Genomic DNA, 20,075 nt, shown 5'->3' on the forward strand with positions numbered 1-20,075 from the left:
TTCTGGCCCCTTTGCGGGTAAACCCGCTCCTACGGGCAATGCGCTCGGTGTAGGAGCGGGTTCACCCGCGAAAGGGCCAGAACAGGCAGTACACGCATTCAGGCAGCCCGCGCCTGTCGACGTGGCGCCATCTCCATGTCTTCAACCCCGAACAGCGCCAGGTGAATCGCCTGCTGTGCCTGCAATGCCAGCACCGCACGTTCCTTGCCCACGCTACCTATTGGCTGCAGGAGGTGGATGCACACCTCGCCCCGCGGCAGGGCGAACAGGCGCATCAGGTGCGACACCAGGTCGTCCTCACCAATGAACGGCGCTACCGGGTCGATCTGGCCATCACGCAGGTACTGGATAGCGACTGGCTGCACTGCCACGCCACGGTCGATGGCACCTGCCAGCAGGCGGCCATGAAAGGTGCGCAACATGCGGCCGCTGGTAGTGGTGCCTTCGGGGAATATCAGCAGCGGGCGGGCCAGCCCCAGTTGCCCGGCGATCTGTTCGCGCAGGCGCTGACTGTCGCCACCACCACGGCGAATGAACAGCGTGCCGGCCTTTTCCGCCAGCCAGCCGGCCACTGGCCAGTGGCGCACTTCGGCCTTGGACAGGAAAGACAGCGGCGTGAGCATGCCAAGCAGGGGGATGTCGGTCCAGGAAACATGGTTGCTGACCCATAGCATCGGTCGCTGTGGAAGTTCGCCAACTACCTTGACGTCGAAGGGCAGGGCGGCGACCAGGCGCTTCATGAACAGGCAGGTCCAGCGCTGGCGCCGTTCGATCGGCGCCTTGAAGCCCAAGCGTTCGCCCAAGGCGATAATGCTGGCCATCAGCATGCCTTGCGCCAGCACCAGCAGCAGTCGGATGAGGCGGGCCAGTACCCGCAACTTTGGCATCAGACCGCCGCCTTGAAGTGGCGGGCGTAGCGTGGGCACAGCTCGTCGCGTTTGAGCAGGATGAACACGTCTGCCACCTGGAAATCCTCGTCCCAGCATGGCTCGCCGCAAATCTTTGCGCCCAGGCGCATATAGGCCTTGAGCAGCGGGGGCATTTCGGCAATGACGTTATTGGGCAGGGCCAGTTTCGGCAGTGGGTTCTTCGGCTCGGCACGCAGGTGTTCGGTGCACAGGTAACGTTCACGCAGGCGCTGCATCACTGCATGGGCCTGCACGCCGCCGTCCTGCATGGGGATACTGGCGCAGCCCATCAGATAACTGTAGCGGCCCTCGTTGAGCACCTCGGCCAGTTCGCCCCAAAGCACGGCGATGGTACCGCCGTTGCGGTAGTCGGGGGCGACGCAGGTACGGCCCAGTTCGAGGATCGGGCCTTGCAGCTGCAGCAGGCCGTGCAGGCTGAATTCTTCTTCGCTGTAGAAACGGCCCAGGCTGCTGGCGGCCTGGTGATCGAGCAGGCGGGTGGTGGCAACCAGTTCGCCGGTGCTCATATCGCGTACACCAATGTGGCGGCAGTGCACGTCGTAGTCGTCCATGTCCAGGCCCTGCTCGGCACCTTTGAGCTTGGCCTTGAATTCTGCGCTGAATACGGTGTAGCGCAGAGCCTGGGCTTCTTGCAGCGCCGCGGCGCCAACCAGGCGTTCGGCTTGCAGACGGCGTTCGGTGCTGTAGTCGCCAGCGGTAGCGATCCGAGTCATTACGAGGTCTCCATAAGCCAGCCAAGAAGGGTTGCGGCCGGTCGGCTTTGTTGTGCAAAGTCAGCCTAGGTAGACCCAGTGTCACCCCTGTGAATATTTGGTGATGCTTGCGTGACACACCCTGAGCCTTAACTGAAAGCCCTCCAGCAAGGAGCTGTTCCATGGCCTGGTTGCAACGACTCAACGATCCGCTTCGTCTCGCGCCGACAGGCACCCTGGGCGAAACCTACGCCGCCCTGCTTGAGCGCCTCGGCCCGGTTGCCCCGTTCGAATTGGCGGTACTGGGTGGGCGTGCAATGGCCACCCCGGGCCTGGCCTTCCTGGTGGGTTACCAGGCTGCCCTTCGCGTGCTGTGGCCCAGTGCGCCGCACAGCCTTGGCGCCTTGTGTGCCACCGAGCGGCGCAGCGTGCGGCCAGCAGACATGCACACACGGCTGGACGCTCTGCGGCTGTCGGGCTGCAAAGACTTCGTTACCGCAGGCCTGGAGGCGGAGTGGTTGCTGGTGGCGGCGCGTAGCGAAGCGGCTGGCGCGGCGCCGCAACTGAGCCTGGCGGTGGTCTACCCCGGGGAGCCGGGGGTGACACTGGAGCCATTGCCGACCCTGCCGCTGATGCCGGAAGTCGGGCACGGCCGACTGCTGCTGGAGCAGGCATCGTGCGAGTTGCTGGCCGGTGACGGCTGGGATGCCTACGTGAAGCCGTTCCGTTCGCTGGAGGATTTGTATGTGCTCACGGCGCTGACCGCTTGGTTGTATGGCGTTGGTCAGGAGTGCGCCTGGCCGCAGGGGCTTCGCCTGCAGTTGCTTGGGCTGTTGGCCGGCTGCGCCGAGGGTAGCCGGCAGTGTGCCGATAGCATGGGTTGTCACTTGTTGCTGGGCGGGTTGTTTGCACAGTTCCAGGCGTTGCGGGGGGAGATCGATGCGGCGTTGGCGACAGGGCCGGGGCATTGGGCGCACATCTGGCAGCGTGATCAAGGGGTGATGGCGCTGGCGGCGTCGGCACGGGAGAAGCGGCTGAACAAGGCGTGGGTTGCTGCGGGTTTGTCATGAATGGCTGACAGGTTTGTGTGAACCGATGAGCCGCGGCGTGGTACCTGTGGGGGCGGGGTTAGGTGCAAAGCGGCCGGTACTGGTAGCAGAAAACCTGAAAGACATGTCCTTTTATCGCGCTTGATCCCCGCAAATCCCAGCCGTTGACGTATCATTGGCCGCCTGACGGCAACCCCTCCAGGATCGCTTGCGCATGCTCGCCCTTCTTATCCAGACCCTGAACATCACGGCACCGGTTTTCGCCATGCTGTTCATGGGCGTCCTGCTCAAACGCATTCACTTGATCGACGACAACTTCAACCGCGTCGCCTCGCAGCTGGTATTCAACGTCTGCATGCCGGCGCTGCTCTTCCTCGGCATCTACCACGCCGACCTGGCCGCAGCGGTCAAGCCCGGTGTCATCCTGTATTTCATCGTCGCCACCTTGGTCGGTTTCGCCATTGCCTGGGGCATGGCCATCTGGCGCAGCCCGATGGCCGACCGAGGCATCTATACCCAGGGCGCCTTCCGCGGCAACAACGGTGTGATCGGCCTGGCCCTGGCCGCCAGCCTGTACGGTGACTATGGCATATCCCTGGGGGCGGTGCTCGCAGGCCTGGTCATCCTCATGTACAACTCGCTGTCAGCGGTGGTACTGGCGGTGTACAGCCCGGACCTCAAGTCCGACCCGTGGAGCATCTGCAAGAGCATTTTCAGCAACCCGCTGATCATCAGCGTGCTGGTGGCCGCGCCGATGGCTTACGGCCAGGTGCCATTGCCCAACTGGCTGCTGACCTCAGGCGACTACCTGGCACAGATGACCCTGCCGCTGGCGCTGATCTGTATCGGTGGCACGCTGTCGCTGGCAGCGCTGCGTAACTGTGGCCGGCTGGCCATCGATGCCAGCCTCGTGAAAATGCTCTGGCTGCCGCTGCTCGGCACCCTTGGGGCCTGGTTGTGCGGGTTTCGCGGGGCGGAGCTGGGCATCCTGTTCCTGTACATAGGCAGCCCGACCGCTGCGGCCAGCTACGTGATGGCGCGGGCGGCCAACGGCAATCATGAACTGGCCGCGTCGATCATCGTGATTACCACGCTAATGGCGGCGATCACCACCAACATTGGTATTTTCATCTTGCAGTGGGGCGGATGGATCTAGATCCTTGACTGCAAATAACAGCAACAACACTGCCTCACTGAGCTAAAGGACACTTCATGCAAGACCAGAGCAAGCCCGAGCGGTTACAGCGCGGGCTGAAGAATCGCCATATCCAGCTGATCGCGCTGGGCGGGGCCATCGGTACCGGGTTGTTCCTGGGCATTGCCCAGACCATCCAGTTGGCCGGCCCCTCCGTGTTGCTGGGTTACGCCATCGCCGGCCTGATGGCCTTCCTGATCATGCGCCAGCTGGGCGAAATGGTGGTGGAAGAGCCGGTTGCCGGCAGCTTCAGCCACTTCGCCCACCAATACTGGAGCGAGTTCGCCGGCTTTGTCTCAGGCTGGAATTACTGGGTGGTGTACGTGCTGGTCGGCATGGCCGAGCTGACGGCGGTCGGTATCTACGTGCAGTACTGGTGGCCGGACTTCCCCACCTGGGCCACGGCGGCGATCTTCTTCGTGGTGATCAACCTGATCAACCTGACCCAGGTAAAGGTCTATGGCGAGATGGAGTTCTGGTTCGCCCTGGTCAAGGTAGTAGCCATCGTCAGCATGATCGGCTTTGGTGCCTGGTTGCTGGGCAGCGGTCATGGCGGCCCGGATGCCAGCGTGGCCAACCTGTGGCAGTACGGCGGCTTCTTCCCTAACGGCGTCACGGGTCTGGTAATGGCCCTGGCGGTGATCATGTTCTCGTTCGGTGGCCTGGAGTTGGTCGGTATCACGGCTGCCGAGGCTGACAACCCGCGCGAGAGCATCCCCAAGGCCACCAACCAGGTGGTGTACCGTATCCTGATTTTCTACATCGGTGCCTTGGCAGTGCTGTTGTCGCTGTACCCTTGGCAGAAGGTGGTGCAGGGCGGCAGCCCGTTCGTGATGATCTTCCACGAACTGGACAGCGACCTGGTGGCGACCATCCTCAATATCGTGGTGCTGACGGCTGCGCTCTCGGTGTACAACAGCTGTGTGTACGCCAATAGCCGTATGCTGTTCGGCCTGGCCAGCCAGGGCGATGCGCCGCGTCAGTTGCTGAAGGTGAGCCGTAGCGGCGTACCGCTGACTGCGCTGGCCGTGTCGGCCTTTGCGACCGGCCTGTGCGTGCTGATCAATTACCTGATGCCGGGCGGGGCCTTTGGCTTGCTGATGGCGTTGGCAGTGTCCGCGTTGGTGATCAACTGGGCGAGCATCAGCATTACCCACCTCAAATTCCGCAAGGCCAAGCTGGCCGCCGGGATCACCCCCTTCTACAAAAGCCTGGGGCACCCACTGACCAACTACCTGTGCCTGGCGTTCATCGTGCTGATCCTGGTGGTGATGTACCTGACGCCGCCGATTCGCATCTCGGTAATGCTGATCCCTGCATGGATCGCTGTGCTGTGGGTGGCCTTCAAGCTGAAGAAGGCTCGCCAGGCCAAGGGCTGATCGGGTTTGTTCGTAAGGGGTATGCCGTTAGATTTTCGGCGCCTGTGAGATCGAGCGCCGCGCGGGCGGCGCTCGATCTCACAGGCGATGAAAGCCTAAAGGCATGCGTCTGGCGGCCCTGACGCGTTCCCCTTCCATGCCCCTCAATGCTGCCTCCGCCAGGCACGCACAGTGGTGTACAGCAACACCGTAGCGAGCACCGGCAGTACATAGAACAGCATCAATCGCTCCAGGCGGCCAGCCAGCGGCATACCCATGGTAAAAGCCGCCACATGAAGGCCGTAGGCCAGGTACAGGCAAAGAAACACCAGGCCTTCTGCGCGAGTAATGCGGTAACCGGAATAGAACACTGGCAGGCTCAGGACAGCAACGCCGAGCATTACAGGCAGATCGAAAGACAGCGCGTTAGGCGAGATCGACAGGGGTTCCGGGGTGATCAGTGCGGTCAGGCCCAGTACGGCCAGCAGGTTGAACAGGTTACTGCCGATCACCGTGCCCACGGCGATCTCCCGTTCGCCACGCAAGGCGGCGATCAGCGCAGCGGCCAGTTCCGGCATGGAGGTGCAGATGGCGACGACCGTCAGGCCGATAATACGCTCGGACAGGCCCAGGTCGGTGGCCATCTCGATGGCAGCTTCCAGTAGCAAGTGGCCCGCCAGGCTCAGCAGGCCAAGGCCGACCAGTATCTGCAGCAGCGTACCTGACCAGAAGCGCCCGGCACCGGACCTGGCGGCGTCCGGGGCCGGGTAGGTGCGTGCGTAATGGCGCGACTGATGCCAGAGCATTGCCAGGTAACCGGCCAGCCCCAGCAATAGCAGTGCCCCTTCAACCCTGCCCAGGTGGGCATTGGCGGACAGTGCATACACCAGCCCGCTGGCAAGGATCATCAAGGGAATGTCCAGGCGCACCAGCTGGCGTGACACCCGCAGCGGGATGATCAGCGCGGCCAGGCCGAGAATGACCAGTACATTGAAGATGTTGCTACCGATCACGCTGCCTACTGCCACATCCGGCGCACCCTGGTAGGCGGCCTGCAGGCTTACGGTCAATTGTGGCGCGGTACTGCCGAAGGCCACCAGGCTCAGGCCTATGATCAGCGGGCGAACGTGCAGGCGCTGCGCCAGGCGCAAGGCGGAGCGCACCAATAGCTCGGCGCCACCGATCAGCAACAACAGGGCAACGCCCATTTGCAGCAGGCTAAAAGTGGGAAGGGTGGCCAGGTCGAAAATGGTCGGACTCCTGTCGCGTCAGTCGCTAAGCCCTTGTACGCGCACGCGCGCTGTTCCGCTACGGAGCATACCGATTTTTTCTGCTGCTGCGCGAGACAGGTCGATCAGGCGGCCGCGGGTGTGCGGGCCACGGTCGTTGATGCGTACCACCACACTGCGCTGGTTGGCCATGTTGGTCACCCGTACACGTGTGCCGAAGGGCAGGCTGCGGTGCGCGGCGGTAAGGCCGTGCTGGTTGAACGGTTCGCCACTGGCGGTGCGTTTGCCATGGTGGCGCGAGCCGTAGTAGGAAGCGGTGCCCGTCTGGTCGTAGCCGCGCGGGTCGATGTCATGGCTGGCGCAGCCGGCCAGGAAAGAAAACAGGGCGAGGGTGCCGAGGGAACGTTTTAGCAAGTCAGGTGCTCTCCGGTGCGACCATTCGCGGGTAAACCCGCTCCTACAGGGAAAACGCTGGCTTGTGTAGGAGCGGCTTCAGCCGCGAACGAGGGCGAAGCCCTCGCAGCATTACAGGGGTAAAACCATCACCCTTCGAGCTTGGCCTTGAGCAATTGGTTCACCTGCCCCGGGTTGGCCTTGCCTTTGGAGGCTTTCATGGCCTGACCGACGAAGAAGCCGAACATCTTGCCGCGCTTGGCCTCATCGGCTGCGCGATATTGTTCGACCTGCTCGGCATTGGCTGCCAGCATTTCGTCGAGCATCTTGTCGATCGCACCCGTGTCGGTAACCTGTTTCAGGCCTTTGCTCTCGATGATGCTGTCGGCATCGCCTTCACCGGCGGCCATGGCCTCGAACACGGTCTTGGCAATCTTGCCGCTGATGGTGTTGTCACGAATGCGCAGCAGCATGCCGCCCAGTTGCGCAGCGCTGACCGGCGCCTGATCGATTTCGACACCCAGCTTGTTCAGCAGGCTACCCAGTTCGACCATGACCCAGTTGGCCGCCAGCTTGGCATCACCACCGATCTTCACCACTTCTTCGAAGTAGTCAGCCTGTTCGCGGCTGGAAGCCAACACGTTGGCGTCGTAGGCCGACAGACCGTACTGAGTCTGGAAGCGCTCGACCTTCTGTGGCGGCAGCTCCGGCAGGCCGGCGCGAATGGTTTCGAGGAAGCTGTCCTCGATGACCACCGGCAGCAGGTCGGGGTCGGGGAAGTAACGGTAGTCGTTAGCTTCCTCTTTGCTGCGCATGGAGCGGGTTTCGTCCTTGTTCGGGTCGTACAGGCGTGTTTCCTGCACGACTTTGCCACCGTCTTCGATCAGGTCGATCTGGCGCTGGATTTCGCTGTTGATCGCGCGCTCGATAAAACGGAACGAGTTGACGTTCTTGATTTCGCAGCGAGTGCCGAACTCGGTCTGGCCTTTCGGGCGGATCGATACGTTGCAGTCGCAGCGCAGCGAACCTTCGGCCATGTTGCCGTCGCAGATGCCCAGGTAGCGCACCAGCGCGTGGATTGCCTTGACGTAAGCCACGGCTTCCTTGGCGCTGCGCATGTCAGGCTCGGAGACGATTTCCAGCAGCGGGGTGCCGGCACGGTTCAGGTCGATGCCGGTGGAGCCGCTGAAGTCTTCGTGCAGGCTCTTGCCGGCGTCTTCTTCCAGGTGCGCGCGGGTTACGCCGATGCGCTTGATGGTGCCGTCTTCCAGCGCGATGTCCAGGTGGCCCTTGCCGACGATCGGCAGGTCCATCTGGCTGATCTGGTAGCCCTTGGGCAGGTCGGGGTAGAAGTAGTTCTTGCGTGCGAACACGTTGCGCTTGCCGATTTCGGCATCGATGGCCAGGCCGAACATGCACGCCATGCGCACGGCCTCCTCGTTCAGCACCGGCAGTACGCCGGGCATGCCCAGGTCAACCAGGCTGGCCTGAGTATTCGGCTCGGAGCCAAAGGTGGTAGCGCTGCCGGAGAAGATCTTCGACTGGGTGGCGAGCTGAGTGTGGATTTCCAGCCCGATCACAACTTCCCATTGCATGTGTGAATTCCTCAGAAGCCGTTGGGGGCGCGGGTATGCCAGTCGGTCACCTGTTGGTAGCGGTGCGCGACGTTGAGCAGGCGGCCTTCCTGGAAGTACGGCGCCAGCAGTTGCACGCCGACCGGCAGGCCGTCGACGAAGCCTGCTGGCATCGACAGGCCAGGCAGGCCCGCCAGGTTGGCGGTGATGGTGTAGACGTCTTCGAGATAGGCGGCAACCGGGTCGCTGCTCTTGGCGCCAAGCTTCCAGGCCGGGTTTGGCGTGGTCGGGCCGAGAATCAGGTCGACATCGTTGAAGGCGGCCATGAAGTCGTTCTTGATCAGGCGGCGGATTTGCTGCGCCTTCACGTAATAGGCGTCGTAGTAGCCGGCCGACAGGGCGTAGGTACCGACCATGATGCGGCGCTGTACTTCAACGCCGAACCCTTCGCCGCGTGAGCGCTTGTACAGGTCGGTGAGGTCTTTGGGCTCTTCACAGCGGTAGCCGAAGCGTACGCCGTCGAAACGCGACAGGTTGGAAGAGGCTTCAGCCGGGGCGATCACGTAGTAGGCCGGAATGGCATGCTGCATGTTCGGCAGGCTGATTTCCTTGACCACTGCGCCGAGCTTTTCCAGCTCTTTGACGCTGGCCTGGACCAGGTCGGCGATGCGTGGGTCTAGACCGGCACCGAAGTACTCTTTCGGCAGGCCGATGCGCAGGCCCTGCAGCGAAGCGTTCAGGCTGGCGCTGTAGTCCGGCACCGGTTCTTCGATGCTGGTGGAGTCCTTGGCGTCGAAACCGGCCATACCTTGCAGCAGCAGCGCGCAGTCCTCGGCGGTGCGGGCCAGTGGGCCGCCCTGGTCGAGGCTGGAGGCGTAGGCGATCATGCCCCAGCGCGACACACGACCGTACGTCGGCTTGAGGCCGGTGAGGTTGGTCAGTGCCGCTGGCTGGCGGATCGAGCCGCCGGTGTCGGTGCCCGTGGTGGCGGGCAGCAGGCGCGCGGCCACAGCAGCGGCCGAACCACCGGACGACCCGCCCGGAACGTGCTCGAGGTTCCACGGGTTCTTCACCGCGCCGTAATGGCTGGATTCGTTGGCCGAACCCATGGCGAACTCGTCCATGTTGGTCTTGCCCAGGGTGACCATGCCGGCTTCGGCCAGCTTGGCGACCACGGTGGCGTCATAGGGCGCCTTGAAGTTGTCGAGCATCTTCGAGCCGCAGCTGGTGCGTACGCCGTTGGTGCAGAACAGGTCTTTGTGGGCGATCGGTGCACCCAGCAGCACGCCGGTTTCGCCAGCGGCGCGACGGGCATCGGCGGCACGCGCCTGAGCCAGGGCCAGGTCGTCGGTGATGCTGATGAAGCTGTTGATCTGCGGGTCGAGCTGTTTGATGCGCGCCAGCAGGGCGCCGGTCAGCTCTTCGGAAGAAAACGATTTGTCGGCGAGTCCGCGGGCGATCTCGGCCAGGGTCAATTGATGCATGGCAGGCTCTATCCCTTACTCGATGACTTTGGGAACCAGGTACAGACCGCTTTCGGTCGACGGCGCGATGGCCTGGTAGGCATCGCGCTGGTTGCTTTCGGTGACTTGGTCAGGACGCAGGCGCTGGCTGGCCTCCAGCGGGTGGGCCAGGGGCTCGATGCCAGTGGTATCGACCGCTTGCATCTGGTCGACCAGGCCGAGAATGCTGTTCAGGGCGTCGGTAATGCGTGGCAGTTCGCCATCATTCAGGCCCAGGCGGGCCAGATGGGCGATCTTTTCCACGTCGCAGCGTTCAAGCGCCATGAGGATCTCCAAGGGAAACAAAGAACGGAATTTGGGTCCGCGGTGAGGAACATGTCAGCTTTCTGGCGGTCTAACGGCCGCGAAATTCTGCTGGCGTGCTCGGAAAAACAGCCAATTTAACATATTGGCTCCTTGCCCAAAATCCCTGCCATTGTTAGAGTTTGCCGCACTTTTTTACCCACGCTTTCCCCAGGGTCACTTTCCCATGTTCAAGAAACTGCGTGGCATGTTTTCCAGCGATCTTTCTATCGACCTGGGTACTGCCAACACCCTTATTTACGTGCGTGAGCGCGGTATCGTCCTGAATGAGCCCTCGGTTGTTGCCATCCGTACCCATGGCAACCAGAAAAGCGTTGTCGCCGTCGGTACCGAAGCCAAACGCATGCTGGGCCGTACGCCTGGCAACATTGCAGCCATTCGTCCGATGAAGGACGGCGTCATTGCCGACTTCAGCGTCTGCGAAAAAATGTTGCAATATTTTATCAACAAGGTTCACGAGAACAGCTTCCTGCAGCCGAGCCCGCGCGTGCTGATCTGCGTGCCGTGCAAGTCTACCCAGGTCGAGCGCCGCGCCATCCGCGAGTCGGCCCTCGGTGCGGGTGCCCGTGAAGTGTTCCTGATCGAAGAGCCAATGGCCGCTGCCATCGGTGCCGGCCTGCCGGTTGAAGAGGCCCGCGGTTCGATGGTCGTCGATATCGGTGGCGGTACCACTGAAATCGCCCTGATCTCGCTGAACGGCGTGGTCTATGCCGAGTCCGTCCGCGTTGGCGGTGACCGCTTCGACGAAGCCATCGTTACCTACGTGCGCCGCAACTACGGCAGCTTGATCGGCGAATCCACCGCCGAACGTATCAAGCAGGAAATCGGTACTGCCTACCCAGGTGGCGAAGTACGTGAAGTCGACGTGCGTGGTCGTAACCTGGCCGAAGGTGTACCGCGTGCCTTCACCCTGAACTCCAACGAAGTGCTCGAAGCGCTGCAGGAATCGCTGGCGACCATCGTCCAGGCGGTCAAGAGCGCCCTCGAGCAATCGCCGCCGGAGCTTGCCTCGGACATCGCCGAGCGCGGCCTGGTGCTGACCGGTGGTGGTGCGCTGCTGCGTGACCTCGACAAACTGCTGGCCCAGGAAACCGGCCTGCCGGTGATCGTCGCCGAGGACCCGCTGACCTGCGTCGCCCGTGGCGGCGGTCGCGCCCTGGAGATGATGGACAAGCACGCGATGGACCTGCTCTCCAGCGAGTGATCCCGCTCGCTGTTCACGAGCGCCCGGTTTACAGGTAGTACGTACAGTGCTACCTGTATGCGCTGGGCTGGCGCCCGTTTGGGCGCCGTATCCGTCAACCCGCAACCAGGCTGGTGCGTTGTTCCATGTCCAATGACCTCCTGAGTCGTCCACGAGGAACGGCCCATTAAACCGCTTTTCTCCAAGGGCCCTTCGCTGGGCGTTCGCCTGCTCGTTCTGGTGGTGATGTCGGTCGCGTTGATGGTTGTCGACGCGCGCTTCGACGTGCTCAAACCTGTGCGCAGCCAGATGGGCCTGGTGCTGATGGAGTCGTACTGGATCACCGATTTGCCACAGCGTGCCTGGCAAGGTGTGGCCGGCCAGTTCGGTAGCCGCACCGAGCTGATTGCCGAAAACGAGAAGCTCAAGACCGAAGCCCTGCTGCTGCAGGGGCGCCTGCAGAAGCTGGCGGCCCTGACCGAGCAGAACGTGCGGCTGCGCGAGCTGCTCAATTCTTCGGCGCTGGTCAACGAAAAGGTTGAAGTGGCCGAGCTGATCGGTGTCGACCCCAACCCGTTTACCCACCGCATTCTGATCAACAAGGGTGAGCGTGATGGTGTGTTCCTGGGCCAGCCGGTGCTCGATGCCCGCGGCCTGATGGGCCAGGTCGTAGAGTTGATGCCCTATACCGCGCGGGTGCTGTTGCTGACCGATACCACCCACAGCATTCCGGTGCAGGTCAACCGCAACGGTCTGCGAGCCATCGCCAGCGGCACTGGCAACCCGGAGCGCCTGGAGTTGCGCCATGTGGCCGACACTGCCGACATCAAGGAAGGCGACCTGCTGGTCAGTTCCGGCATGGGGCAGCGTTTTCCTGCCGGCTACCCGGTGGCCACAGTCAACGAAGTGATCCACGATTCCGGCCAGCCCTTTGCCATCGTCCGTGCCATCCCCACCGCCGCGCTCAACCGCAGCCGCTACATGTTGCTGGTGTTCAGTGACCGGCGTAGCCCGGAGCAGCGTGCCACCGATGCCGCCATTGCCCAGGAAGAGGCTGACCGAAAGGGGGCTGCACCTGGTGGCCAACCGGCCGCTACCCGTGATCAGGTCGCACCCGCCGCTGGCACGCCTGCCGCGTCGGTCACACCGGCAGCACCGGCCACTCCGGTCGCGCAGCCAGCAGCCCCGTCTGCTGCACCTGCCACGCCGGCCGCACCCGCTCAACCCCGGAGGCAATGATGGCTGCATCACGCCGCAATAACGGCTGGGTCATCTGGCTTACGTTCGCCATCGGCCTGCTGCTCAGCGTTTCCCCCATGCCGCAGTTCATGGAAGTGTTCCGGCCCATGTGGCTGGCCTTGCTGGTGTCGTTCTGGACCCTTGCCGTGCCGAACAAGGTCGGCATGACCACGGCATTCGTGCTGGGCCTTGCCGAGGACGTGCTGTATGGCACGCTGCTGGGGCAGAATGCGCTGGTCCTTACCCTCATCACCTTCTTGGTGCTGTCCCTGCAGCAGCGTCTGCGCATGTTCCCCATGTGGCAGCAAAGCCTGGTCATTTTGGTGATCTTTGGTATCGCCCAGTTGATCCAGCTGTGGCTCAGTGCACTGACCGGCAACCGCCTGCCCACCCTGGCGCTGGTCTGGTCGGCGGTGATCAGCGCCTTGCTCTGGCCGTGGATCAGCTTTGCCTTGCGCGACCTGCGTCGACGCTTGCACATCAACTGACGGCAACGCGCCACTGACAGGGAGATGTCTGCATGACCCCGCTATACCTGGCTTCAGGCTCGCCCCGGCGTCGTGAACTGCTGACGCAGATCGGCGTGCCGTTCATTGTCATCAGTGCCCCCATCGATGAATCTCCGCTACCCAGCGAAAGCGCCCCTGCCTACGTCGAACGCCTGGCCCGGGCAAAGGCCGCCGCCGGCCTGGCCCGTGTCGACGGCCCGGCTGTAGTGCTCGGCGCAGACACTGCCGTGGTGCTCGATGGTCGTATTCTCGGCAAACCGGAAAACCGTGAAGATGCCTTGGCCATGCTGGCTGACCTGTCAGGCCGCGAGCATCAGGTGCTGACCGCTGTCGCCCTGGACGATGGCCAGCGTGTGCACAGTTTTTGCGTGACCAGCACAGTGCGCTTTCGCGCCATCCGCACCGATGAAGCGCAACGCTATTGGGCCAGCGGTGAGCCAGCTGACAAGGCTGGCGGCTATGCCGTCCAGGGGCTGGGTGCGGTCTTCGTCACCGGTCTTTCCGGCAGCTATTCGGCGGTGGTCGGCTTGCCGCTCTGTGAAACGGCCGATTTGCTTGGCCAGTTCGGCATCGCCTGCTGGCAATCGCTCGCGCATACGCCAGAGGTAACAAACCCGCAGTAGCCAGCAGTGCATACGCCATCCATCATTAGAAAGAACCTTTGACGAGAGCCTGCCATGAGTGAAGAGATCCTGATCAACATCACCCCGATGGAGTCACGTGTGGCGGTGGTGGAAAACGGGGTGCTGCAGGAAGTGCATGTCGAGCGCACCCAGCGCCGTGGCATCGTCGGCAATATCTACAAGGGCAAGGTGGTGCGTGTGCTGCCAGGCATGCAGGCGGCCTTCGTCGACATCGGCCTCGAGCGCGCAGCGTTTATCCATGCCTCGGAAATCTCCCAGCGCGAAGGCTCGGCGGTAGAGAACATCACCGCACTGGTACATGAAGGCCAGGCCCTGGTGGTGCAGGTGACCAAGGACCCGATCGGCACCAAGGGGGCGCGCCTGACCACCCAGCTATCGATCCCGTCGCGCTACCTGGTGTACATGCCACGCAGCAGTCATGTTGGTATTTCGCTGAAAATCGAGGACGAGGCCGAGCGTGAGCGCCTCAAGCAAGTGGTCAGCGACTGCATGGACAGCGAGAACATCAAGGATGCCGGCGGCTTCATCTTGCGCACCGCCGCCGAAGGCGCGCGTGCCGAGGAGATCTTGCAGGACATCCGTTACCTGCGCCGCCTGTGGGAGCAGATCGGCACCCAGATCAAGACCTGCGGCGCGCCCACGGTCATTTACGAAGACCTTGGTCTGGCCCTGCGTACCCTGCGCGACCTGGTCAATCCGAAGATCGAGAAGATCCGCATCGACTCGCGGGAAACCTTCCAGAAGACCACGCAGTTCGTTGGCGAGTTGATGCCGGAAATTGCCGACCGCCTCGAACATTACCCCGGCGAGCGCCCCATCTTTGACCTGTACGGTGTCGAAGACGAGATTCAGCGGGCTCTGGAGCGCAAGGTGCCGTTGAAGTCCGGCGGTTACCTGGTGGTCGACCCGGCCGAAGCGATGACCACCATCGACGTCAACACCGGGGCTTTCGTCGGCCATCGCAACCTCGAAGAAACCATCTTCAAGACCAACCTCGAGGCCGCTACCGCCATCGCCCGGCAACTGCGCCTGCGCAACATTGGCGGCATCATCATCATCGACTTCATCGACATGGAAGACGAAGATCACCAGCGTCAGGTACTGCGTACCCTGGAAAAACAGCTGGAGCGCGATCACGCCAAGACCAACATCATCGGCATCACCGAGTTGGGCCTGGTGCAGATGACCCGCAAGCGTACGCGGGAAAGCCTGGAACAGGTGCTTTGCGAGCCGTGTCTGGCCTGTCAGGGCCGCGGCAAGCTGAAAACACCCGAGACCATCTGTTACGAAATATTCCGCGAGATCCTGCGTGAGGCCCGTGCCTATCAGGCTGAAGGCTACCGTGTGCTGGCCAACCAGAAGGTTGTCGACCGCCTGCTGGATGAAGAGTCAGGCAACGTGGCGGAACTGGAAGCCTTTATCGGTCGAACCATTCGCTTCCAGGTCGAGTCGATGTATTCGCAGGAACAATACGACGTGGTGCTGCTCTGAGGTCTTCTGAAATACGCCACTGCATCGTCGTGCTGGCAAAACCGGCACGACGGGCCATCATGGATAAACGACTTGGAGGGCCATGGCCATGGGACGTCTGAACCGCGTTCTTGTTGCTCTGACCCGCTGGGGGTTGGGCATATGTGCCCTGCTGGCAGTTTTGGTGGCGCTGTATGTCAGCCTTGGTCGTGAACTGGTGCCGCTGGTAGCCGAGTACCGTGCCGACGTAGAAAGCAAGGCCGAGCAGGCGCTGGGCATGCCCGTGCATGTCGGTGCCCTGGAAGGGCACTGGAGCGGACTGGCCCCTGTGCTGCGGGTGCGCGACCTGCAATTGGGCGAAGGCACCAAGGCGCTCCGGCTGGACGACGTCATGGTGGTGCCCGACATCTGGGCCAGCCTCACCGCCCGCGAAGTCCGCCTGGCGCGCATCCAGCTGGGCGGGCTGCAACTGATCCTTCGCGAGAACGAGCAGGGCGCCTGGAGCCTGGAAGGCCTGCCGAAGAAGGACGACGCGCCGCTGGACCCTGCCGACTTGCTGCAGCGCCTGCGCCAGCTGGGGCGCATCGATGTGTTCGACAGTCTGGTCACTCTGCACCCCTGGCAGCGCGACCCGCTGACCCTGACTTATGTGAGTGCCGGCCTGCAGGCCGGTGCCACCCGTCAGGCCTTGGATTTGCGTGCGACCCTGCCTGACGGCCAACCCCTGGCGTTGAGCCTGAACAGCCGTATGTCGCCCGACGCTTGGCGTGATGGCGAGGTAGAAGCCTATGTCAGCCTGCCGCAAAGTGACTGGGCACATTGGTTGCCGCCCAGGGTGTTGGGGCAGTGGCATGCTGACACCCTGCGGGCTGGCGGTGAGTTCTGGATCGGCTGGAGCAAGGGGCAGTTGCAACGGGCCGTCGTAAGGCTCAATGCACCCAGGCTGGAGGGGGCCTATGCCGGGCGCAAGGCTGCCAACCTGAATAATCTGGCTTTGGGCGCCTGGTTCCAGCGCCGGGAGCAAGGCTTCGATGTGGTCGTCGACTCGTTGGCCATGGACCTCGGCAAGGCCCGCTGGGAGTCTCACCTGCAGTTGCAGCAGCGCCCTGGCCAGAACGCGGCCGATGAAAGCTGGCAGTTACAGGCCGACCGCCTCGACCTCACCCCGCTGACTCCGCTGATCGATGCCCTGGCCCCCCTGCCGGACAAGGTCAAGGATGTGGTCGATGGCTTGAAGGTGACCGGTGCGTTGCGCAATGTGCGCCTCGAGGCCAGGCCCAAGGCCGAGGGTGACCAGCGCCTGCAGTTCGCAGCCAACCTGGAGAAGGTAGGCTTCGATGCTTATCACAACGCCCCGGCGGCCGGTAACGTCAGTGGCAGCATCAGTGGTGACCTGGGCCACGGCGAGCTGCGCCTGGATACCGATGCGTTCATGCTGCATCTGTACCCGATCTTCGCCAAGCCCTGGCATTACCAGAAGGCGAATGCGCGCTTGACCTGGACCTTGGACAAAGACGGTTTCACCCTGATTGCGCCCTACCTCAAGGTGCTGGGCGAGGAGGGCAAGATCGCCGGTGACTTCCTGATTCGCCTGTTGTTCGAGGAAGGCCGCGAGGACTACATGGACCTGCGCGTCGGCCTGACCGAAGGCGATGGCCGCTATACTGCCAAGTATCTGCCCGAGGTGCTCAGCCCGGCCCTCGACGAGTGGCTGCGCAGCGCTATCGTCAAAGGCGCTGTGGATGAAGGCTACTTCCAGTATCAGGGCTCGCTGAACCATGGTGCAGCGCCGCAAGCGCGCAGCATCAGCCTGTTCTTCAAGGTGCATGATGCCGCCCTGGACTTCCAGCCCGGTTGGCCACAGGTGCAGCACGTCGATGGCGATGTGTTCATCGAGGACAGTGGCGTGCGCATCAAGGCCCAGCGAGGCGTGCTGCTTGACACCAAGGTCAGCGATGTGAATGTCGATATCCCGCATGTCGACGGTAATCAGCACAGCCACCTCTACCTGGATGGCGACTTCGACGGTAGCTTGGGTGATGGCCTGAAGATTCTCAAGGAAGCGCCAATCGGCACCGGTGAGATTTTCGCCGGCTGGGAAGGTGAGGGGCCGCTGAAGGGTAAGGTCAAGCTCGATATCCCGCTGGTCCGTGGGCAGCGCCCAAAAGTGCAGGTGGACTTCGCCACCCACGATGCGCGCCTGAAAGTGGCCCCGCCAAGCCTGGAGTTGAACCGCCTGAAGGGCGACTTCAGCTTCGACTTCGACAAGGGCCTGAGTGGCAAAGGCATCAGTCTGCAGGCCTTCGGCAAGCCGGTAACGGCGCAAATAACCGCTGAAGGTCAGGCTGGGCAGATGCAGACCCGCATCAATGCCAATGGCCAGGTATCGCTCAAGACGCTGACTGACTGGCTGCAGTTCAAGCAGGCCTTGCCGGCCTCCGGTGACCTCCCCTATCAGTTGCAGCTCAGTCTGGGGAGCCGGGACAACCGCCTGAGTGTCACTTCCAGCCTCAAGGGTCTGGCCATCGACCTGCCGGCTCCGTTCGGCAAAGCGGCAGCAGATACCCGTGACAGCCGTTTCAACATGAGCCTCCAGGGCCCGGAGCGGCAATTCGATGCTGCCTACGCCGACCTTGCCCGCTTTGCCTATGCTGCACCGGCTGAAACGTTGACTCAGGGCCGTGGCGAGCTAGTGCTGGGCACAGGCGACGCCCGGGTACCTGCCAGCCAGGGGCTGAGGGTGCGCGGGCGGCTGGAGACCCTGGACCTGGCCCCTTGGCAAGAGCAGGCGGGCCGGCTGGCTGGGGACGACCCCGGTGGCAGCGCGCGGCAGAACCTGCAAAGCGTCGACCTGAGCATCGGCCAGTTGAAAGCCTTCGGCATGGACCTGAACCAGGCCGTGGTACGCCTGGCCCGGGGCGGCCCGGCCTGGGATTTGCGCCTCGACAGCAAGGAAGTCATCGGTAATGCGCGCGTACCGGATGCCAAGGGCGCGCCCATGGTCGTGCGCATGCAGACCTTGCGGCTGCCTGCCGCCAGCGCCGCTGAACAGCAGGCTGAAGACGGCCCCGACCCGCTGGCCTCGTTCGATCCGCGCAAAGTCCCGGCACTGGACCTGAGCATCGACAAGCTCTATCGCGGTGACGATCTCTACGGCAGCGCCGCGATCAAGCTGCGGCCGACCCCACGTGGCGTCACAGCCAGTGATATCGACCTCGACCTCAAGGGGTTACGCATCGATGGCGGTGGTGGTTGGGAGGGTGAAACGGGCAAAACCAGCAGTTGGTACAAAGGGCGCCTTGACGGCAAGAACCTGGCGGATGTGCTCAGCGCCTGGGGCTTTGCCCCGACGGTGACCAGCCGCGACTTCCGCCTGGATGTGGATGGCCGCTGGCCGGGTTCGCCGGCCGCGGTGGGCCTGAAGCGCTTCTCGGGCAGCATGGATGCAGCACTGCGCACCGGCCAGTTCGTCGAGGTCGAAGGCAGCGCACAGGCGCTGCGGGTGTTCGGCCTGCTCAACTTCAACTCGATTGGCCGGCGCCTGCGTCTGGACTTTTCCGACCTGTTTGACAAGGGCCTGGCCTATGACCGGGTCAAGGGCTTGCTGGTGGCCAGCAGTGGCGTGTACGTGACCCGCGAACCGATTACCGTGACCGGCCCGTCGAGCAACTTCGAGCTCGACGGCACGCTGGACATGGTCAGCGACCGGGTCGATGCTGACTTGCAGGTGAGCCTGCCGGTGACCAACAACCTGCCGCTGGCGGCGTTGATCGTCGGCGCGCCGGCGGTGGGCGGTGCGCTGTTCCTGGTCGATCGGCTGATCGGTGACCGCGTGTCACGCTTTGCCAGCGTGCACTACCGTGTCGAAGGGCCGTGGAAAGAGCCTAGAATCACCTTTGTGAAACCTTTCGAGAAATCCCGCTAGGAGTACCCATGAAGGCTGCGGTAATCCAGATGGTCAGCCAGGACGACGTGCAGACCAACCTGCAGCGTGCCGGTGCCCTGTTGGAGCAGGCCGCATTGGGCGGCGCACGGTTGGCGGTGCTGCCGGAAAACTTTGCCGCCATGGGGCGCAAGGACGCTGCTGCCATCGGCCGTGCCGAAGCCTTGGGGGAAGGGCCCATTCTGCCGTGGTTGAAACGCACCGCCCGCGACCTCAAGTTATGGATTGTTGCCGGTACTTTGCCCTTGCCACCGTTCGGCCAGCCCGATGCCAAGGCCCATGCGTGCTCGCTGCTGGTCGATGAACACGGCGAGGTGGCGGCAAGGTATGACAAGCTGCACTTGTTTGATGTGGACGTGGCCGACAACCGGGGCCGTTACCGCGAGTCGGATGACTACGCGCAGGGTGCTCAGGTGGTGGTGGCTGATACGCCGGTCGGGCGGCTGGGGCTGAGCGTGTGTTACGACCTGCGCTTTCCCGAACTGTACAGCGCGCTGCGCGCTGCCGGCGCGGAGCTGATCACAGCGCCAGCAGCTTTTACCGCTGTGACCGGTGCAGCACATTGGGAGGTGCTGGTGCGTGCCCGGGCCATCGAAACCCAGTGTTACCTGCTGGCTGCGGCACAGGGCGGCGCCCATCCTGGTCCACGGGAAACCCATGGCCATGCGGCGATCGTCGACCCTTGGGGGCGCATTCTCGCAGAACAGGCGCAAGGTGAAGCGGTACTGCTTGCCGAGCGCGACATTGAAGAACAAGCGTCCATTCGGGCGCGCATGCCGGTGGTATCGCACCGGCGCTTTTTTTCGCAGGGCGCGTTGCGACCTGCGCATACCTCGGAGTGA

17 protein-coding genes are annotated in these 20,075 nt (G+C 63.1%); 10 read left to right on the plus strand and 7 right to left on the minus strand.

The genetic code is table 11. The features are described 5' to 3' along the window. Positions 1–98 precede the first annotated feature (98 nt). Both I8746_RS25140 and olsB read right to left on the minus strand, forming a co-directional pair. Positions 99–887 carry a lysophospholipid acyltransferase family protein gene (locus I8746_RS25140; protein ID WP_014755428.1) on the minus strand — a complete coding sequence of 263 codons (789 nt, stop codon included), beginning with the start codon at positions 885–887 and terminating at the stop codon, positions 99–101. Further along, positions 887–1,642: an L-ornithine N(alpha)-acyltransferase gene (olsB, locus tag I8746_RS25145; protein ID WP_012051301.1), complete on the minus strand. Its 756-nt coding sequence runs from the start codon at positions 1,640–1,642 to the stop codon at positions 887–889. The genes I8746_RS25140 and olsB overlap by 1 nt, the downstream gene beginning before the upstream one ends. A 161-nt stretch (positions 1,643–1,803) precedes the next feature. Between olsB and I8746_RS25150 the strand changes: the two genes are divergently transcribed. From I8746_RS25150 to I8746_RS25160, 3 genes are all read left to right on the plus strand, one after another. Further along, complete coding sequence (locus I8746_RS25150; RefSeq protein ID WP_003255174.1) at positions 1,804–2,691, plus strand: hypothetical protein; 888 nt, start codon at positions 1,804–1,806, stop codon at positions 2,689–2,691. Between the two features lie 193 nt (positions 2,692–2,884). Continuing rightward, positions 2,885–3,826, plus strand: a complete 942-nt coding sequence (locus I8746_RS25155) for an AEC family transporter (RefSeq protein ID WP_012051304.1) — start codon at positions 2,885–2,887, stop codon at positions 3,824–3,826. Positions 3,827–3,882: 56 nt separating this feature from the next. After that, positions 3,883–5,244, plus strand: a complete 1,362-nt coding sequence (locus I8746_RS25160; RefSeq protein WP_047604989.1) for an amino acid permease — start codon at positions 3,883–3,885, stop codon at positions 5,242–5,244. A 143-nt stretch (positions 5,245–5,387) separates the two neighbouring features. Here I8746_RS25160 and I8746_RS25165 read toward each other — a convergent pair whose 3' ends face one another. From I8746_RS25165 to gatC, 5 genes are all read right to left on the minus strand, one after another. Continuing rightward, complete coding sequence (locus tag I8746_RS25165; RefSeq protein WP_221101156.1) at positions 5,388–6,431, minus strand: calcium/sodium antiporter; 1,044 nt, start codon at positions 6,429–6,431, stop codon at positions 5,388–5,390. Positions 6,432–6,491: 60 nt separating this feature from the next. Continuing rightward, positions 6,492–6,866: a septal ring lytic transglycosylase RlpA family protein gene (locus I8746_RS25170; RefSeq protein WP_003255170.1), complete on the minus strand. Its 375-nt coding sequence runs from the start codon at positions 6,864–6,866 to the stop codon at positions 6,492–6,494. Positions 6,867–6,994: 128 nt separating this feature from the next. Further along, positions 6,995–8,440, minus strand: coding sequence for an Asp-tRNA(Asn)/Glu-tRNA(Gln) amidotransferase subunit GatB (gene gatB / locus I8746_RS25175; protein ID WP_003255169.1), 1,446 nt, complete (start codon positions 8,438–8,440; stop codon positions 6,995–6,997). Positions 8,441–8,451: 11 nt separating this feature from the next. After that, on the minus strand, positions 8,452–9,903 hold the full coding sequence (gene gatA, locus I8746_RS25180) for an Asp-tRNA(Asn)/Glu-tRNA(Gln) amidotransferase subunit GatA (RefSeq protein ID WP_003255167.1): 1,452 nt from the start codon (positions 9,901–9,903) through the stop codon (positions 8,452–8,454). Positions 9,904–9,918: 15 nt separating this feature from the next. Next, positions 9,919–10,206: an Asp-tRNA(Asn)/Glu-tRNA(Gln) amidotransferase subunit GatC gene (gene gatC, locus I8746_RS25185; RefSeq protein WP_003255165.1), complete on the minus strand. Its 288-nt coding sequence runs from the start codon at positions 10,204–10,206 to the stop codon at positions 9,919–9,921. Positions 10,207–10,411: 205 nt separating this feature from the next. On the opposite strand from gatC, the gene mreB reads away from it, so the two are divergent. From mreB to I8746_RS25220, 7 genes are all read left to right on the plus strand, one after another. Next, the gene (gene mreB / locus I8746_RS25190) at positions 10,412–11,449 is read left to right on the plus strand and encodes a rod shape-determining protein MreB (protein ID WP_003255163.1); all 1,038 of its coding nucleotides are present in this window, start codon (positions 10,412–10,414) and stop codon (positions 11,447–11,449) included. Positions 11,450–11,614: 165 nt separating this feature from the next. Continuing rightward, the gene (gene mreC, locus I8746_RS25195; RefSeq protein WP_221101161.1) at positions 11,615–12,667 is read left to right on the plus strand and encodes a rod shape-determining protein MreC; all 1,053 of its coding nucleotides are present in this window, start codon (positions 11,615–11,617) and stop codon (positions 12,665–12,667) included. Beyond that, positions 12,667–13,155 carry a rod shape-determining protein MreD gene (mreD, locus tag I8746_RS25200; RefSeq protein ID WP_003255161.1) on the plus strand — a complete coding sequence of 163 codons (489 nt, stop codon included), beginning with the start codon at positions 12,667–12,669 and terminating at the stop codon, positions 13,153–13,155. The genes mreC and mreD overlap by 1 nt, the downstream gene beginning before the upstream one ends. Positions 13,156–13,187: 32 nt before the next feature. Continuing rightward, positions 13,188–13,799 (plus strand): nucleoside triphosphate pyrophosphatase, encoded by a 612-nt coding sequence (locus tag I8746_RS25205; protein ID WP_221101157.1) that lies wholly within the window; start codon positions 13,188–13,190, stop codon positions 13,797–13,799. Between the two features lie 54 nt (positions 13,800–13,853). Further along, positions 13,854–15,311, plus strand: a complete 1,458-nt coding sequence (gene rng / locus I8746_RS25210) for a ribonuclease G (protein ID WP_003255158.1) — start codon at positions 13,854–13,856, stop codon at positions 15,309–15,311. An 82-nt stretch (positions 15,312–15,393) separates the two neighbouring features. Beyond that, positions 15,394–19,215 carry a YhdP family protein gene (locus tag I8746_RS25215; RefSeq protein WP_221101158.1) on the plus strand — a complete coding sequence of 1,274 codons (3,822 nt, stop codon included), beginning with the start codon at positions 15,394–15,396 and terminating at the stop codon, positions 19,213–19,215. Positions 19,216–19,223: 8 nt separating this feature from the next. After that, the gene (locus tag I8746_RS25220; protein ID WP_012051308.1) at positions 19,224–20,075 is read left to right on the plus strand and encodes a carbon-nitrogen hydrolase family protein; all 852 of its coding nucleotides are present in this window, start codon (positions 19,224–19,226) and stop codon (positions 20,073–20,075) included.

Origin of the sequence: Pseudomonas sp. USTB-Z (assembly GCF_019691255.1) — a bacterium.
GTDB lineage: Bacteria > Pseudomonadota > Gammaproteobacteria > Pseudomonadales > Pseudomonadaceae > Aquipseudomonas > Aquipseudomonas alloputida.

Coding starts and splice junctions, on each gene's coding strand:
- I8746_RS25140 (WP_014755428.1), bottom strand. CDS start 887: ATGCCAAAGTTGCGGGTACTGGCCCGCCTCATCCGACTGCTGCTGGTG.
- olsB (WP_012051301.1), bottom strand. CDS start 1,642: ATGACTCGGATCGCTACCGCTGGCGACTACAGCACCGAACGCCGTCTG.
- I8746_RS25150 (WP_003255174.1), top strand. CDS start 1,804: ATGGCCTGGTTGCAACGACTCAACGATCCGCTTCGTCTCGCGCCGACA.
- I8746_RS25155 (WP_012051304.1), top strand. CDS start 2,885: ATGCTCGCCCTTCTTATCCAGACCCTGAACATCACGGCACCGGTTTTC.
- I8746_RS25160 (WP_047604989.1), top strand. CDS start 3,883: ATGCAAGACCAGAGCAAGCCCGAGCGGTTACAGCGCGGGCTGAAGAAT.
- I8746_RS25165 (WP_221101156.1), bottom strand. CDS start 6,431: ATGGGCGTTGCCCTGTTGTTGCTGATCGGTGGCGCCGAGCTATTGGTG.
- gatB (WP_003255169.1), bottom strand. CDS start 8,440: ATGCAATGGGAAGTTGTGATCGGGCTGGAAATCCACACTCAGCTCGCC.
- gatA (WP_003255167.1), bottom strand. CDS start 9,903: ATGCATCAATTGACCCTGGCCGAGATCGCCCGCGGACTCGCCGACAAA.
- gatC (WP_003255165.1), bottom strand. CDS start 10,206: ATGGCGCTTGAACGCTGCGACGTGGAAAAGATCGCCCATCTGGCCCGC.
- mreB (WP_003255163.1), top strand. CDS start 10,412: ATGTTCAAGAAACTGCGTGGCATGTTTTCCAGCGATCTTTCTATCGAC.
- mreD (WP_003255161.1), top strand. CDS start 12,667: ATGGCTGCATCACGCCGCAATAACGGCTGGGTCATCTGGCTTACGTTC.
- I8746_RS25205 (WP_221101157.1), top strand. CDS start 13,188: ATGACCCCGCTATACCTGGCTTCAGGCTCGCCCCGGCGTCGTGAACTG.
- rng (WP_003255158.1), top strand. CDS start 13,854: ATGAGTGAAGAGATCCTGATCAACATCACCCCGATGGAGTCACGTGTG.
- I8746_RS25215 (WP_221101158.1), top strand. CDS start 15,394: ATGGCCATGGGACGTCTGAACCGCGTTCTTGTTGCTCTGACCCGCTGG.
- I8746_RS25220 (WP_012051308.1), top strand. CDS start 19,224: ATGAAGGCTGCGGTAATCCAGATGGTCAGCCAGGACGACGTGCAGACC.